This is a genomic window from Pseudomonas iridis, assembly GCF_017980685.1.
Taxonomy (GTDB): Bacteria; Pseudomonadota; Gammaproteobacteria; order Pseudomonadales; family Pseudomonadaceae; genus Aquipseudomonas; species Aquipseudomonas iridis.
Genome location: NZ_JACXXO010000007.1, coordinates 66,581 through 82,248, shown reverse-complemented (window position 1 = coordinate 82,248; position 15,668 = coordinate 66,581). Strand labels below are relative to the sequence as shown.

The following is a 15,668-nucleotide window of genomic DNA, read 5'->3' as shown; positions in this document are numbered from 1 at the left end:
CACAAATTTTGTGTATGCCCCAAAAACCTGTGGGAGCTGGCTTGCCAGCGATGAGGCCAGCAGCCTCACCCAGGATTCAAAGCCCCATTTGCTTGGCGATGATCTCGTTCATCACCTCCCGCGTCCCGCCGCCAATCGACAAGATGCGGTTATCCCGATACAGCCGCTCCACCAGACTTTCACGCATGTAACCCAACCCGCCGAGTATCTGCACTGCCTCCGTGGTGATGCGGTCCGAGGTGTCCGTAGCAAAGTTCTTGGCCATGGAAATCTCCTTGATCACACTCTGCCCCGCTGCCATTTTCGCCGCTTGCCGGTAAGTGAACTCACGCGACACCTCCAGCGCCGTGGCCATTTCGGCGAGGCGATGCTTGATCACCTGAAACTTGCCGATCGGCTTGCCAAACGCTTCACGCTCGCGTGCCCACTTCAGGCTCTCCTCGAGCGCAAGCTGCGCGGTCATGTTGGCCATCAGTGCCAACGCCAGCCGTTCGCTCTGGAAGTTGCCCATGATGCAGGCGAAGCCCATGTTCTCAGCGCCGATCAGGTTTCCTACAGGCACCCGGCAATCGTCGAAGAACAATTCAGCCGTGTCCGACGCCCACCAGCCCATCTTCTTCAACTGTCGGCCAACGGTGAAACCCGGCGTGCCCTTCTCGATCAGCAGCAGGCTGATGCCGCCAAAACCCGGCGCACCAGTGCGCACCGCGACAGTGTAGAAGTCGGCGCGTACGCCGCTGGTGATAAAGGTCTTGCTGCCGCTGACGCGGTAGAAGTCGCCATCGCGCACGGCGCGGGTTTGCAGGTTGGCGACATCGGAGCCGCCGCCGGGCTCGGTGACGGCCAGCGCGCTGATCTTGTGGCCGCTGAGCACTTGCGGCACAACGCGATCACGCACTTCAGGGCGCGCCCATTTGACGATGGGCGGCAGGCCGATATCCAGCGAACCCAGCCCGGCCACCAGGCCGCCAGAGCCGCAGCGCATCAGCTCTTCACTGGCGGCAACCTTGGCGAACAGATCGCCTTCATGGCTGCCACCCAGTGCTTCGGGGTAGCCAATGCCGAGGATGCCGGCGGCCCCCGCTTTCAGGTACAGCTCTCGGGGGAAGCTTTCGGCTTCTTCCCACGCATCAATATCCGGCAGGACCTCGCGCTCGACGAAACGTCTGACGCTGTCGCGGACCATCTGGTGGCTGGGGTCGAAGTATTCCTGAAAGGCAGGCATGGGCGAGCTCCATCGAAGAGTTCGCCGACGTTAACCGAGCGCTTGCTTGGTTTTCAAGATGCAGAAGATCAAAAGATCGCAGCCTCCGGCAGCTCCTACAGGGGAATCCATTTCAACTGTAGGAGCTGCCGGAGGCTGCGATCTTTTGCTTTTTTCAGAGAGCGATCGGTTTACGCCCGGCAAACGAATGCGCCAGCGTCCCGCCGTCCACCAGTTCCAGCTCGCCACCCAGCGGCACCCCGTGGGCAATCCGCGAAGCGATCAGGCCTTTGTTGTTAAGCAACTGAGCGATGTAATGCGCCGTCGCCTCGCCCTCAACCGTCGGGTTTGTGGCGAGGATGACTTCGGTAAACGTGCCCGCTTCTTCAATCCGCGCGATCAATTGCGGAATGCCGATGGCCTCAGGCCCGAGGCCGTCCAGCGGCGACAAATGCCCCTTGAGCACGAAGTAACGCCCACGGAATCCGGTTTGCTCGACCGCGTAAACATCCATCGGTCCTTCCACCACGCACAGCAACGTGTCGTCGCGGCGGGTATCGGCGCACTGCGGGCACAGATCGTCTTCGGTCAACGTGCGGCACTGGCGGCAATGCCCCACCCCTTCCATGGCCTGGCTCAGCGCCTGGGCCAGGCGCGCACCGCCGCTGCGGTCACGTTCGAGCAACTGCAGCGCCATGCGCTGGGCAGTTTTCTGACCCACACCCGGCAGAATTCGCAGGGAGTCGATCAGTTGGCGAATCAAAGGGCTGAAGCTCATGGGTAAAAAGTCCGACAAAACAACGAGACGCGGTTTATACCCGCGCCTCTGGCCAGCGTCAAATACTCAGTCCTGGGCAACCCGCACGACCAGTTTGCCGAAGTTGCGTCCTTCCAGCAGACCGATAAATGCCTCGGGCGCCTGCTCCAGGCCTTCCACCACGTCTTCACGGAATTTGACCTTGCCGTCGCGCACCCACGGCACCATGTGGCTGATGAACTCCGGCTGACGATCACCGTAGTCATCGAACACGATGAAGCCTTGAATCCGCACACGCTTGGTCAGCAACGTGCGTTGCAGCATCGGCAAACGATCCGGGCCTTGCGGTGCTTCGTGGGCGTTGTAACCGGCAATCAGGCCGCACAGCGGAATGCGCGCCTTGGGATTGAGCAGCGGGACGACGGCGTCAAAGACATGCCCGCCAACGTTTTCGTAATAGATGTCGATGCCATCGGGACAGGCCTTGGCCAGTTGCTCGGCGAAATCGGCAGCCTTGTGATCGATGCAAGCGTCGAAGCCCAATTCCTCGACCACGTATTTGCACTTCTCGGCGCCACCCGCCACGCCGACCGTGCGCAGACCTTTGATCTTCGCCACCTGCCCGACCACCGAGCCTACAGCGCCGGATGCGGCAGCCACCACCAGGGTTTCGCCTTGTTTCGGCTGCCCGATATCCATCAGGCCCATGTACGCGGTCATACCGGGCATGCCCAGCACCCCCAGGGCCATCGACGGGCTCGGCAGACCCGAAGGGATCGGCATGATGTCGCGCCCGTCGCTGAGGCTGTGGCTTTGCCACCCGGTGGCACCGACGACCAGATCACCTTCATGGAATTTCGGATGACGCGAACGCTCGACTCGGCTGACAGCCCCACCGGTCATCACCTCGCCGATTTGTACCGGGGCGGCGTAGGACGGTGCGTCACTCATGCGCCCGCGCATGTAGGGATCGAGCGACAGGTACAGGGTCTTCAGCAGCACCTGGCCGTCTTCGAGATCCGGCAGGGCTTCTCGCTCCAGGCGAAAGTTTTCGGGGGTCGGCGCGCCAACCGGGCGCGAGGCCAGCACAAAGCGCTGGTTGAGGGTCAGAGGGTCGGACATGTCAGCGTCTCCTGTGAATGATGAATTCGGCGGTATAGGGAGCAGACCATTGTGGCCGTGACGGGTTCGATGTTTCGTCGCTGCACACTATCCATGCAGGAGCTGCGGCACGCTGCGATCTTTTGATTTTAAAAGTCAGAATCAAAAGATCGCAGCCTCGTTTCACTCGACAGCTCCTACAGGAGCCTGGCCTGGCAAAGATTTGTGACAGACGCTGAAATCAGCCAGAAACAAAAATGCCAGGCGCAATGCCTGGCATTTTGTGTAGCTCATCTGCCGCCGGATGGCGAATCAGAATGGCAGTTTCATACCCGCTGGCAGGTTCATGCCGGCAGTCATGCCGCCCATTTTTTCCTGGCTGTTGGCTTCGATCTTGCGCACGGCGTCGTTGACGGCGGCGGCAACAACGGCCTCGAGCATTTCCTTGTCGTCTTCGCTCAGGCCTTCAACCAGACTTGGGTCGATGCTCACGCTTTTCACGTCGTGACGACCGGTCATCACCACGGTGACCATATCGCCGCCGGCTTTACCGGTGACTTCGGCGTTGGCCAGTTCTTCCTGCATCTTGGCCATTTTTTCCTGCATCTGCTGCGCCTGCTTCATCAGGCCGGCCATGCCACCTTTCATCATGGGAATCACCTCAAAAGTACTTGGATCAAAAACAGCGCCCGGCGATTAACACCGAACGCCTTCAGTTATTAGCCCTGAGTAACTAGAGCGTCGACAGGTTCAATAGTATCGCTTCGCACGACCGCGCCGAACTGCTGAACCATCTGCTGGATGAACGGATCACCGTGGATCGATTCTTCAGCTTCGCGCTGACGGTTGACGCGCCGACGCGAGGCAGCCTGTGCCGGGGTTTCCTGCTCAGGCTTGATCAGTTCGATGGTCAGGTCCAGCGTGCGGCCATGGTACTGGTTCAACGCATCGTTGAGACGACGCTGTTGAGTGGCGTTGAACAAGGCGCTGTGCGCCGGGTCCAGGTGCAGCAACCAGTGGTCGCCATCGACCGCGATCAATGTGCAGTTGGCGGCGATGCTGCCGGTCATGCCGGAGATCGGCAATTTAGGGAACAACTCGAGCCACTGCAACGCCAAACCTGTGGCCGGCATCGCGGCGGGCTCCGGTTCGGGTTCCGGGGCAGGCTCTGCGGTGTGTTCGCTGGCCAGTTCGTCAAGGTAGCTGTAGGCCGAATCGATGTCCGGCTCGATGTAATCTTCGTCAAGCGGCGGCTCATCGTCCGCGTCCATGCCCGGTGTGGCGGCATCGACTTCGGCAACACTCGGCTCAGGGATCGGCGCCGCGGCCCACTCCGGCGCATCCGGAACGACGCTGTCCGGGGTCGGTAGCGGCATCGGCGGCAGGTCAGGCTGCTCGGCGGCGGTTTCCAGCATGGGCTCGACGGCAGGTTGCTGCACCGACTCGGGCTCAGGTTCTACCGGATCGTTCCAGGGCAGGTCGACGACGGCTTCGACAGCGACTGGCTCGGGCTCGGGTTCCGGCTCAGCTGCAACCACAGGCTCGGGAGCCGGGGCGGAGACTGGCGCAGGTGCAGGTGCAGCCACTGGCGTTGGCGCAACAGCCGCAGCGACCACCGGCGCAACGTCAGGCTTGGGCGCGGCAGCCACGGAGTTTGCGGAATCAACTGTGGCCTGGCTGATCCCCACTGGCTTTAGCGGTTGCCTCGGCGCGTCCGCCGTGTCCGCGGGCCTGAAGGCCAACATTCGCAGCAAGACCATTTCGAAGCCGCCACGCGGGTCGGGGGCCAGCGGTAAATCGCGGCGCCCGATCAGGCCCATCTGGTAATAAAACTGCACGTCTTCGGCCGGCAACGCCTGCGCCAATGCCAACACCCGATCACGGTCGCCATGACCGTTGTCGACACCGTCCGGCAACGCCTGAGCGATGGCCACCCGGTGCAGCACATTGAGAATTTCCGAGAGCACGCCGTTCCAGTCCGGGCCCTGCTCGGCCAGGTGCCGGACAGCTTCGAGCAACGCCTTGGCATCGCCTTCGATCAACGAGTGCAGCACGTCATAGACCTGGCCGTGATCCAGCGTGCCGAGCATCGCCCGCACGTCGGCGGCCATAACCTTGCCTTCGCCGAACGCAATGGCTTGGTCGGTCAGGCTCATGGCATCACGCATCGAGCCGTCAGCGGCACGCCCCAGCAACCACAGCGCATCGTCTTCGAACGGCACGTTTTCGGCACTGAGCACGTGGGTCAAATGCTCGACCACGCGCTCAGGCGTCATGTTCTTCAGCGAGAACTGCAGGCAGCGCGAAAGAATCGTTGCCGGAAGTTTCTGCGGGTCGGTTGTCGCCAGGATGAACTTGACGTACGGCGGCGGTTCTTCGAGGGTTTTGAGCAGCGCATTGAAGGAATGGCTGGAGAGCATGTGCACTTCGTCGATCAGGTAGACCTTGAAGCGCCCACGGCTCGGCGCGTACTGCACGTTATCGAGCAGCTCGCGGGTGTCTTCGACCTTGGTGCGGCTGGCGGCGTCGATCTCGATCAGGTCGACAAAACGGCCCTCATCGATTTCGCGGCACACCGAACATTCGCCACACGGGCTGGAAGTGATACCTGTCTCACAGTTCAGGCATTTGGCAATGATCCGCGCAATCGTGGTTTTACCCACCCCGCGCGTACCGGTAAACAGGTACGCGTGGTGCAGCCGCTGGCTGTCCAAGGCATTGATCAGAGCCTTGAGCACATGGGTCTGGCCGACCATTTCGCGGAACGAGCGCGGACGCCATTTACGTGCAAGAACCTGATAACTCATCGAAAACCGTCGCAACGAAGGAAGCTGAAGCGGCTAATGCTAGCGGAGCAAGGGCAAAATTGCATCCGGTGTCCTTCTCTAATATGGCTAAGCTGCATGAGCAGAGGCTTTTATCGGCTCGGGATCGGGAATTACCGGAGCGTTTATGCGTTGGGCCGTGGGGGCAATGCTAGGGGTGAGCCTGAGCGTCACCGCAGCGGAAACACCGCTGCGTTTCGTCGTGCCCGACAGCTGGGCGATGCCCATTGTGCAACTGGAACGCGGCCGCCCGACTCAGGGCATCCTTTACGACATCATGCTCAGCCTGGCCACCCAGGTCGGCGTGCCAGCGCAGTTTGCCGTCCTGCCGCGCACGCGGGTGCAGAGCTCGATGGAACAAGGCGAAATTGATGTGCGTTGCTACGCCGCACAATCGTGGCTGCCGAATCAGTCCGGCGATTACATCTGGAGTATCCCGCTGCTGTTTCAGCGTGATTTGCTGATCAGCCGCCAGGGTTTGCCGAACACACTCGACCCGGCTGACCTGCCCCGCCAATCGATAGGCACCGTACTCGGTTACACCTACCCTACCCTGCAACCGCTGTTCGATGCCGATCAACTGCAACGCGAAGATGCGCGCAATCAGGAACAGGTGCTGGAAAAACTGCTGGCCGGGCGTTATCGCTACGCCGTGAGCAACCAATGGACACTGGACTGGTTCAACCAGCGTCTGCCCATCGAACAGCAGCTGCACGGCGTGGCGGTGTTGCAGGAGCAGCATGTCGGTTGCTATGTGAGGAATGATCCGAACGTGCCAGTGCAGAGGATATTGCGCACGCTGCTGCGGATGAAAATGTCGGGGGAGATTGATGAGATTATTCGGCTTTACACCGGCAAACCCGAAAACACCCACTAAACCTGTGGGAGCTGGCTTGCCAGCGATGGCGGAATATCAGTCAAATAGATGAATCTGGACCACCGCTATCGCTGGCAAGCCAGCTCCCACAGGGTCATCGTCAACATTGAAATTAGTGCTGATTTGCTAAATCCCAGGCACAAAAAAACCGCAGTGGGCGAAACCCATGCAGTTCGGTTGGAGCGTTCGATTGTTCGTTAAGGTGGTGACCCCACCAGCCACACCCCGGCACACAATGTTCCCGTTGTGGCTGCTTCCTTCCGGATCTGACCAGGTTCACGGGTAATCGTTGCGGGGGGACCGATGGGATCACCATAACGACGCTTGCCTATCGGCGAGCCGCGCCATTGTACCTATCTGAGACGAAGTTACAACCGTTCGGACGGATAAAAAAATACGAGCCTGTTCAAGGACATAAAGATCGCAGCCTTCGGCAGCTCCTACATGAGGCGCATACCCCTGCAGGAGCTGCCGAAGGCTGCGCTCTTTTGACTTTATTGCGCCTGAAGAACGTCGTCCGCCCTGCCGCCCGCCTGCTGGATGACCAGATGAATGAAATGCAGCTTGGCAATCGCCGGCGCCGGCAGCACGAACGGATAGAAATCCGGCTGCCCCATGCTGCGAGACAGCTCATTGAGCATGCCTGCCAGTTCGATCCACGCGTTGACGAATGACAGGAACGCCTCACCACCCGGGTGTTCCGGGTCGTACAACGTACTGCTCGGAAAAGGCTGGTAATCGAAATCCATCTCCCGCGCGCTCATGCCGAAACCCAGCGCGGTGTCGACCGCGTCCATCATGTGCAGGTAATGCGCCCAGGTTTCCGCCCAGTCTTCCCATGGGTGCATGGTCGCGTAGGCGCTGACGTAGTGCTGCGGCCAGTCCAGCGGCGCGCCCTGCTGATAGTGGCGGTCGAGCGCCTCGGCGTAGCTGGCGCGCTCGTCGCCGAACAGGTTGCGAAAAGAGTCGAGCCACGGGCCGTTGGCGATCAGCCGATCCCAGTAGTAATGCCCGACCTCATGACGAAAATGCCCGAGCAGCGTGCGATACGGCTCGTGCATCTGCGCCCTCACCTGCTCGCGGTGGGCGTCGTCGGCTTCTTTGATGTCCAGGGTTATCAAGCCGTTGGCGTGGCCGGTCATGGGCGCATTGCCTTCTAGGTCAACGCCGATGAAGTCGAAGGCCAGCCCGGCGTCCTCATCCACGGTTTTCGGGATGACCTGCAGACCGAGGGTGATCAGTTGCGCGACCAAGCGACGCTTCGCGATTTCGACCTTGCGCCAGCGCTCGGGGTTTTCCGGAACGGACAGGTCGGGGATGGTGCGATTGAGACTACAGGCGATACACAGTTCGTCGCGACCGTTGAACGGCAGCAGCCAGTTGCAGGCTGCGGCGGTGTCGAGGTTGGCGCAGCGGCGGAACAGGCCGGCATCAGGGTCGGCGTCGAGTGTCCAGGTGCCCTCCTGCGATCCAGGTTGCAGCGAGGTCAGGCGACTTTCTTCGGGTTGATAACCGAGCAAGGCGTTGCAGGCCAGACACTGGCTGTTGCGAAAGAACAGCGACTGACCGCAGCGGCACGGCCAGACTTTACTGTTGCGTGAAGACTCGGCCATGAACGGCGCGACGATGCGAGAACTGAGCTGCTCGAAAAAGCGGTACATGGCGATCTCTCCCTGGGGCTTGCCAAGACTAGATCATTCCCATGACAACATCGTTCCCGCGCTTTGCTGGGGATAAATCAAAAGATCGCAGCCTGCGGCAGCTCCTACAGAGGATCAATGCGCATCCACATCAGCGTGGCACAACACTCATCCCGTAGGAGCTGCCGCAGGCTGCGATCTTTTGATCTTAAACGGCGACTCCGTGGGTTTTGAGGAAGGCGATAAAGGTTTCTTCGTCCATCACTTTCACGCCCAGCTCATTGGCCTTGGTCAGCTTGGACCCTGCACCCGGGCCTGCGACCACGCAATGGGTTTTCGCCGAAACGGAACCAGCCACTTTCGCGCCCAGGCTCTCAAGGTGATCTTTAGCCACATCGCGACTCATCAACTCGACCTTGCCGGTCAGCACCCAGGTCTCGCCGGACAGCGGCAAGCCTTCGACGACTTTCTTCTCGCTCTCCCAATGCATGCCGAAATCACGCAGCTGTTTCTCGGCGTCCAAGGCAAGCTGACGATGCTGCGGCACTGCAAAAAACTCGCGAACCGAATTCGCCTGCTTCTCCGGCAACGCCTGGCGCATGTCCAGCCAGTCGGCGTTCATCACCGCTTCCAGCGAGCCGAACTTGTCCGCCAGTTTTTGCGCCCCGCCCGGGCCGACCGAGGGGATGTGCAGCTTGTCGAGAAAGCCACCGAGCGTGGTGCTGGCGGCAAACTCGGCCCCCAGCTCGCCCTGATCCTGAATCTGCAGACCATGGCCCAGCAATTCGCTGATCACCTGCTGGTTATGCGCGTCCTCAAAGAAACTGTGAATCTCGTGTGCCACTTCCAGACCAACATCCGGCAGGTAGGTCAACACTTGCGGCAAAGCCTGCTGCACGCGCTCCAGCGAACCGAGCGAGCGCGCGAGCACCTTGGCGGTCTCTTCGCCGACATCGGGAATGCCCAGCGCATAGATGAAGCGCGCCAGCCCCGGCTGCTTGCTGTCGGCAATGGCTGTCAGCAATTTGTTGCTGGAGATCTCGGCGAAGCCTTCCAGATCAACGATGTCATCGAACTTCAGTGCGTAAAGATCCGCTGGCGAACTGACCAGACCTTCGTCGACCAATTGCTCAACGCTCTTGTCGCCCAGGCCTTCGATGTCCATCGCACGACGCGAGACGAAGTGGATGATCGCCTGCTTCAGTTGCGCGCCACAGGCCAGTCGCCCGACGCAGCGATACACCGCGCCCTCGCTGACGGTTTCCTTGCCTTTGCTGCGCTTGATCAGTTGCGTGCGCTCGACGTGCGAACCACAGACAGGGCAGTTTTCCGGGATCGCTACCGGCCGTGCATTTTCCGGACGGCGCTCGGTGACCACTTGCACCACTTGCGGAATCACGTCACCGGCGCGACGGATGATCACGGTGTCGCCGATCATCAGGCCCAGTCGTGCGACTTCATCCATGTTGTGCAGCGTGGCATTGGCCACGGTGACGCCGGCAACCTTGACTGGTTTCAAACGTGCGACCGGGGTAACGGCACCGGTGCGGCCAACCTGGAATTCCACGTCGAGCAACTCGGTGAGCTCTTCCATTGCCGGGAATTTATGCGCGATCGCCCAACGTGGTTCGCGAGCGCGGAAGCCCAGCTCACGCTGATCGGCAATGCTGTTGACCTTGAACACCACACCGTCGATTTCGTAGGTCAGCGAGTTACGCCGTGCGCCGATGTCGCGGTAGTAATCCAGGCACTCGCCAATGCCCTTGGCCAGTTTCAGTTCATGACTGATCGGCATGCCCCACTTCTGCAACTGCTTGAGGTTGCCGATGTGCGTGTCGGAAATATCGTGAGAGACCTGACCGATGCCGTAGCAGCAGAATTCCAGCGGACGGTTGGCGGTGATCTTTGAGTCGAGCTGACGCAGACTGCCGGCCGCCGCGTTACGCGGATTGGCGAAGGTCTTGCCGCCGACTTCCAGTTGCGAAGCGTTGAGCCGCTCGAAACCGGCCTTGGACATGAACACTTCGCCGCGCACTTCCAGGGTCGCCGGCCAGCCTTCGCCGTGCAGCTTCAGTGGAATATTGCGCACCGTGCGCACGTTGACGCTGATGTCTTCGCCGGTGGTGCCGTCACCGCGCGTGGCGCCGCGCACCAGCACGCCATTTTGATACAGCAGGCTGACCGCCAGGCCATCGAGCTTCGGCTCGCAGCTGTATTCCACCACCGAACTGCCGCCGAACAGATCACCGGCAGGCAGGTCCAGACCCTCGGTCACCCGACGGTCGAACTCGCGCATATCGGTTTCTTCAAATGCGTTGCCGAGGCTGAGCATCGGCACTTCGTGACGTACCTGCGTGAACGCGGTGAGCGCCACGCTGCCGACGCGCTGGGTGGGCGAGTCGCTGGTGATCAGGTCGGGGTTGGCCGCTTCCAGCGCCTTGAGCTCATGAAACAACCGGTCGTACTCGGCGTCCGGAATGCTCGGTTCGTCGAGGACGTGATAACGGTAGTTGTGCTGATCGAGTTCAGCGCGCAGCTCTAGAATGCGGTTTTTGGCGGCGGTCATGGGTGTTCTCTCATAAAGCAAAAGAGCAGCCGAGGCTGCTCAATCTATATTGCTGATTGCCCCGGATAACGAGGCAATCTTTGGAATCAACGCTTGTGGGTCAGGGCGCGGCGCTCGAATTCGACGATGCGCTGACGGTAGTGCTCGATGGTCTGCGCGGTCAGAACGCTACGCTGGTCATCTTTCAGCTCGCCGTTCAATTCCTGCGACAGCTTGCGGGCTGCGGCCACCATCACGTCGAAGGCTTGCTTCGGATGACGCGGACCTGGCAGACCGAGGAAGAAGCTCACCGCCGGGGTGCTGAAATGGTCGATGTCGTCCAGATCAAAGATGCCCGGCTTGACCGCGTTGGCCATGGAGAACAGCACTTCACCATTGCCGGCCATGCTTTCGTGGCGGTGGAAAATATCCATCTCGCCAAAACGCAGCCCGCTTTCCAGAATGTTCTGCAACAGCGCCGGGCCTTTGAAGCCGGCGGCGTCACGGCAGATCACACTGATCACCAGGACTTCTTCGGCTTGCGGTTGATCCTTTTCGACCGCAGCAGGCGCTGGCTTGGCGTCTTCCAAGAAGTCGTCACGGCTGCTGAAGCTCGGACCGCCGTCCAGATCCAGATCGAGGTTCAGGTCGCCCTGGGCCGGACCGTTGCTGCCGCGCTTGCCACGTTTGGCGCCGGATTCGCGAGGCTCGCGTGCTTCGCGGGCCGGCATGCTAACCGACGGCAGATCGTGCTCGTCCAGTTGCGGTTCCTTGTGTGTGTCCAATACGCGGGCCGGGCCCAACAGCTCAGGGCTGGAGTCCTCGTCCGGCAGGTTGGACAAACTTCGATCAAGACGGAATTTCAGTTTTCCCTTGCCGCCGCGCATACGGCGCCAGCCATCGAAAAGAATACCGGCTATCACAATGATGCCGATGACGATCAGCCACTCGCGCAGACCGATTTCCATGTAATCCCGTGCCTCTATAAAAAATGCTGAAAAATAAGGGGTTTACACTGTGCAAACCGCTTTAAAACGTGGCGCCAACTCTATGTTCTGACAGGCGTTTTGCCCACGTATACGAAAAATTGACATTAAACTAGCACGACCATAGACAACTTTACACCGTCTGTCTCATCGGCTTGCGCGAATATGTCGATTGGCCAGCAAGTCGAGTCCGGTAATAAAGTCCTACAGCCCCCCTAATACCTTTCCCACAAGATGCCGAATCAGGCATCCACCATCGCCATCGCCTCCTCGACATCCACCGCTACCAGTCGCGAACAACCCGGTTCATGCATCGTTACGCCCATCAACTGTTCGGCCATTTCCATGGCGATCTTGTTGTGGGTGATATAGATGAACTGCACGGTCTGCGACATCTCTTTGACCAAGCGTGCATAGCGTCCAACGTTAGCGTCATCCAGCGGCGCGTCAACCTCATCGAGCATGCAGAACGGCGCCGGGTTCAACTTGAAGATCGCAAAAACCAGTGCCAGCGCGGTCAGGGCTTTTTCCCCGCCGGAGAGCAAATGGATGGTGCTGTTCTTCTTCCCTGGCGGCTGCGCCATGATCGTCACCCCTGTATCGAGTAGATCTTCGCCCGTCAGTTCCAAATACGCGCGCCCACCACCAAAAACTTTTGGGAAAAGCGCCTGTAATCCGCCATTGATCTGATCAAAGGTATCTTTGAAACGGTTACGGGTTTCCTTGTCGATCTTGCGGATGACGTTTTCCAGAGTTTCCAGCGCTTCGACCAGATCGGCGTCCTGCGCATCCAGATAACGTTTACGCTCGGATTGTTGCGTGTATTCGTCGATGGCCGCGAGGTTGATCGCGCCCAGACGCTGAATCCGCGCGTTGATCCGTTCGAGTTCTTCTTCGGCTTCGCGTTCACTGGCTTGCGCAGTCAATGTGGCGAGCACGCCGTTGAGATCGTAGCCGTCTTCGAGCAGTTGATCCTGCAAGGCCTTGCGGCGCACGGTCAGGGCCTGCCACTCCATGCGCTGCTGTTCGAGCTGGCCACGGATCAGTTGCGATTGCTGCTCGGCCTGCGTGCGGCGTTTTTCAGCGTCGCGCAGTTCGCGGTCGGCATCTTCGAGCGCGATCTGCGCAGTCTTGAGTTCCTCATCGACGGTCATGCGCTTGTCGAGCAGCTCTTCGAGTTTCAGGCGCAGTTCTTCCAGCGGTGCTTCGCCCTCCTCCAGATTCAGGCTCAACTGTTCACGCTTTTCGGTCAGACGCTCGGACTGCATTTCCAGACGTTCCAACGCCTGGCGCGTGGAGTCGTGCTGCGCGCGCAGCGAGCCGAGACGCACGGCCAGTTGGTGCGCATGATCCTTGTGCTGCCGCGCTTCCTGACGCACGCGGTCGAGGCGTTCGCGCAGGCTGTCGCGCTGGGCCAGCAGCAACTCGCGCTGCTCGGTGTCCAGCGCCATCGCATCGAGGGCTTCCTGCAAGTGCATGCGCGCTTCGCCGATATGTTCGTGCTCCAGCGCACGTTGTTCGCCGAGTTCGACCAGCTCTTCATCCAGACGAGTACGACGCAATGTCAGCTGTTCGGCCTTGGCTTTACCGGCGGACAATTGCGCTTTCAGCTCACCTTGCTGACGCGCTTCGTCTTGCAGCAAACGACGCAGATGCTCACGACCGTTTTCCTGCTGACGCTGCTGCGCGCGCAGGGTTTGCAAACGGTTTTCCATGGCTTCGACCGTGGCTTCACGCTCTTCGCGTTCAAGATGCAACGCTTCGATTTCCTGGCCACGGGCGAGCATGCCGCTTTCCGCTTCACTGGCCCGTCGTACGCGCAGAAAGTGCCGGCCGACCCAATAGCCGTCGCGGCTGATGACGCTCTGCCCGGCGCCCAACTGGCCGCGCAGGGCCAATGCCTGCTCCAGACTGTCGACCGGTTTGACCTGACCGAGCCACGGCGACAGATCGATCTGCGCCTCGACTTTGTCCAGCAGACTGCCCGCGACCCGAACGCCGTCGGTGCCAGGGCTGAGCAGGCGCAAATCGCCCTGAGTAAAACCGGACAGATCGAAGCCGCTGAAATCATCGACCAGCACCGCTTGCAGATCGGCGCCGAGCACGGTTTCTACCGCCAGTTCCCAACCGGCCTCGACCTTCAGGCCTTCAGCCAGACGCGGGCGCTCGGCGAGGTTGTGTTCCTTCAGCCATTCAGCGGTGCCGGTGCCCGGATCGAGCGCCGCTTGCTGCAAGGCTTCAAGGGAGGCCAGGCGACCATTGAGGCGCTGCAAATCGCCCTGCGCCTGTTGCTGCGCGGTCAGCGCTTGCTGGAGTTCCTGACGCAGTTGCTCAAGCTTTTCGACTTGGGCTTCTTCGCTGGTCTGCAAATCTTCAAGGGTCGCTTCGGACTCGGCGAGCTGCTCGTTGAGCTCCATGATCGCCGCGTCTTCGGGGTCCGCCGAGAGCAACGCACGCTCTTCGCCGAGGCGCTTTTGCCGATCGGCCAAGCGCTCCATGCTGGTTTCGAGCTGCTGAATGCGCGACTGCTGCACTTCCGCCTGACGCCGCGGTTCGGCAGCAGTGAGGTTGAAGGCGTCCCACTGCTCCTGCCAGCCGTGCATGACGCTTTCGGAATCTTCGAGTGCAGCGGCGGCTTCTTCGGCGGCAGCGCTGGTGATTTCCTGCTCGGGGGTGAGCATGTCCAGCTCTTCGCCGAGGGTCAGCAGCAACGTGCGGTCGTGGCCCAGATGCGACTCGGTTTCCAGACGCGCGCGCTCGGCTTCTTTCAAGTCGTCCTGCAACTGACGCAAACGTTGCTGGCCGTGCTGGATGCTCTGCTCGACGCGGGCGATGTCACCGCCGACCGAATAGAAGCGCCCCTGCACCAGATTGAAGCGCTCGGACAGGTCGTGATGCCCGTCGCGCAAGCGTTCAATCGCCGCATCGGCGTTACGTTGCTCGGCGACCAGCGCTTCGAAACTGATTTCCTGAGTGCCGATGATCGACTCGCGCTGGCCCACCTGATCGTTCAGATCCTGCCAGCGCAGGGCCGACAGTTGCGCCTTGAGCTGACGCTCCTCGGCTTTGAATTCCTGATACTTCCTGGCGGCCTCGGCCTGGCGGTGCAAGCGTTCGAGCTGACGTTCGAGCTCATCGCGCAGGTCGGTCAGACGGGCGAGGTTTTCGTGGGTGCGGCGGATGCGGTTTTCGGTCTCGCGCCGGCGCTCCTTGTACTTGGAGATGCCCGCCGCTTCTTCGATGAAGTTACGCAGGTCTTCAGGCTTGGACTCGATCAGCTTGGAGATCATCCCCTGCTCGATGATCGAGTAGCTGCGCGGGCCCAGACCGGTGCCGAGAAAGATATCGGTGATGTCACGGCGACGGCATTTGGTGCCGTTGAGGTAATAGGTGGTCTGGCTGTCGCGGGTCACTTTGCGGCGAATGGAAATCTCCGCGTAAGCCGCGTATTCGCCCAGCAGCGTGCCGTCGGAGTTGTCGAACACCAGTTCGATACTCGCCTGGCTCACCGGCTTGCGGCTGGTCGAACCGTTGAAGATGACGTCGGTCATCGACTCGCCACGCAGGTTTTTCGCCGAACTTTCGCCCATCACCCAGCGTACGGCGTCGATGATGTTCGACTTGCCGCAACCGTTCGGTCCGACGACCGCCGCCATGTTACTGGGGAAGTTCACCGTGGTCGGGTCGACGAAGGATTTGAATCCCGCCAGTTTGATGCACTTGAGCCGCACGC

The 15,668-nt window shown here is 60.5% G+C and carries 10 protein-coding genes and 1 other RNA gene; 1 reads left to right on the top strand and 10 read right to left on the bottom strand.

Annotation, left to right across the window (positions count from 1 at the left end; genetic code table 11):
* Positions 1-76 precede the first annotated feature (76 nt).
* The 5 genes from IEQ42_RS13685 to dnaX all read right to left on the bottom strand — a co-directional run bounded on the left by IEQ42_RS13685 (position 77) and on the right by dnaX (position 5,869).
* On the bottom strand, positions 77-1,225 hold the full coding sequence (locus IEQ42_RS13685; RefSeq protein WP_042558530.1) for an acyl-CoA dehydrogenase family protein: 1,149 nt from the start codon (positions 1,223-1,225) through the stop codon (positions 77-79).
* 154 nt (positions 1,226-1,379) lie between these two features.
* Complete coding sequence (recR, locus tag IEQ42_RS13680; protein WP_042558529.1) at positions 1,380-1,982, bottom strand: recombination mediator RecR; 603 nt, start codon at positions 1,980-1,982, stop codon at positions 1,380-1,382.
* A gap of 66 nt (positions 1,983-2,048) precedes the next feature.
* Positions 2,049-3,083, bottom strand: a complete 1,035-nt coding sequence (locus tag IEQ42_RS13675) for an NADP-dependent oxidoreductase (RefSeq protein ID WP_210703862.1) — start codon at positions 3,081-3,083, stop codon at positions 2,049-2,051.
* 291 nt (positions 3,084-3,374) lie between these two features.
* Positions 3,375-3,713: a YbaB/EbfC family nucleoid-associated protein gene (locus IEQ42_RS13670; protein ID WP_042558527.1), complete on the bottom strand. Its 339-nt coding sequence runs from the start codon at positions 3,711-3,713 to the stop codon at positions 3,375-3,377.
* A gap of 68 nt (positions 3,714-3,781) precedes the next feature.
* A complete protein-coding gene (gene dnaX, locus IEQ42_RS13665) occupies positions 3,782-5,869 on the bottom strand; it encodes a DNA polymerase III subunit gamma/tau (RefSeq protein ID WP_210703861.1) in 2,088 nt (695 codons plus the stop codon).
* Positions 5,870-6,014: 145 nt separating this feature from the next.
* Between dnaX and IEQ42_RS13660 the strand changes: the two genes are divergently transcribed.
* Entirely contained in the window at positions 6,015-6,764 is a 750-nt protein-coding gene (locus IEQ42_RS13660; RefSeq protein WP_210703860.1) for a substrate-binding periplasmic protein, read from the top strand.
* 209 nt (positions 6,765-6,973) lie between these two features.
* Here the strand turns inward: IEQ42_RS13660 and ffs are convergent.
* The 5 genes from ffs to smc form a co-directional block, all read right to left on the bottom strand.
* Positions 6,974-7,070, bottom strand: an RNA gene (ffs, locus tag IEQ42_RS13655) — signal recognition particle sRNA small type.
* A 188-nt stretch (positions 7,071-7,258) separates the two neighbouring features.
* Entirely contained in the window at positions 7,259-8,425 is a 1,167-nt protein-coding gene (locus IEQ42_RS13650; protein WP_210703859.1) for a zinc-binding metallopeptidase family protein, read from the bottom strand.
* 187 nt (positions 8,426-8,612) lie between these two features.
* Positions 8,613-10,970: an NAD-dependent DNA ligase LigA gene (gene ligA, locus IEQ42_RS13645; RefSeq protein ID WP_210703858.1), complete on the bottom strand. Its 2,358-nt coding sequence runs from the start codon at positions 10,968-10,970 to the stop codon at positions 8,613-8,615.
* Positions 10,971-11,056: 86 nt separating this feature from the next.
* A complete protein-coding gene (zipA, locus tag IEQ42_RS13640) occupies positions 11,057-11,917 on the bottom strand; it encodes a cell division protein ZipA (RefSeq protein WP_210703857.1) in 861 nt (286 codons plus the stop codon).
* A gap of 260 nt (positions 11,918-12,177) precedes the next feature.
* Positions 12,178-15,666, bottom strand: coding sequence for a chromosome segregation protein SMC (gene smc / locus IEQ42_RS13635; RefSeq protein ID WP_210703856.1), 3,489 nt, complete (start codon positions 15,664-15,666; stop codon positions 12,178-12,180).
* Between the last annotated feature and the right edge of the window lie 2 nt (positions 15,667-15,668).

What these genes read in the sequence shown, in the direction of transcription:
- zipA (WP_210703857.1), bottom strand. Translation starts at nt 11,917, where the DNA reads ATGGAAATCGGTCTGCGCGAGTGGCTGATCGTCATCGGCATCATTGTG.
- recR (WP_042558529.1), bottom strand. Translation starts at nt 1,982, where the DNA reads ATGAGCTTCAGCCCTTTGATTCGCCAACTGATCGACTCCCTGCGAATT.
- IEQ42_RS13675 (WP_210703862.1), bottom strand. Translation starts at nt 3,083, where the DNA reads ATGTCCGACCCTCTGACCCTCAACCAGCGCTTTGTGCTGGCCTCGCGC.
- IEQ42_RS13685 (WP_042558530.1), bottom strand. Translation starts at nt 1,225, where the DNA reads ATGCCTGCCTTTCAGGAATACTTCGACCCCAGCCACCAGATGGTCCGC.
- dnaX (WP_210703861.1), bottom strand. Translation starts at nt 5,869, where the DNA reads ATGAGTTATCAGGTTCTTGCACGTAAATGGCGTCCGCGCTCGTTCCGC.
- ligA (WP_210703858.1), bottom strand. Translation starts at nt 10,970, where the DNA reads ATGACCGCCGCCAAAAACCGCATTCTAGAGCTGCGCGCTGAACTCGAT.
- IEQ42_RS13670 (WP_042558527.1), bottom strand. Translation starts at nt 3,713, where the DNA reads ATGATGAAAGGTGGCATGGCCGGCCTGATGAAGCAGGCGCAGCAGATG.
- IEQ42_RS13650 (WP_210703859.1), bottom strand. Translation starts at nt 8,425, where the DNA reads ATGTACCGCTTTTTCGAGCAGCTCAGTTCTCGCATCGTCGCGCCGTTC.
- IEQ42_RS13660 (WP_210703860.1), top strand. Translation starts at nt 6,015, where the DNA reads ATGCGTTGGGCCGTGGGGGCAATGCTAGGGGTGAGCCTGAGCGTCACC.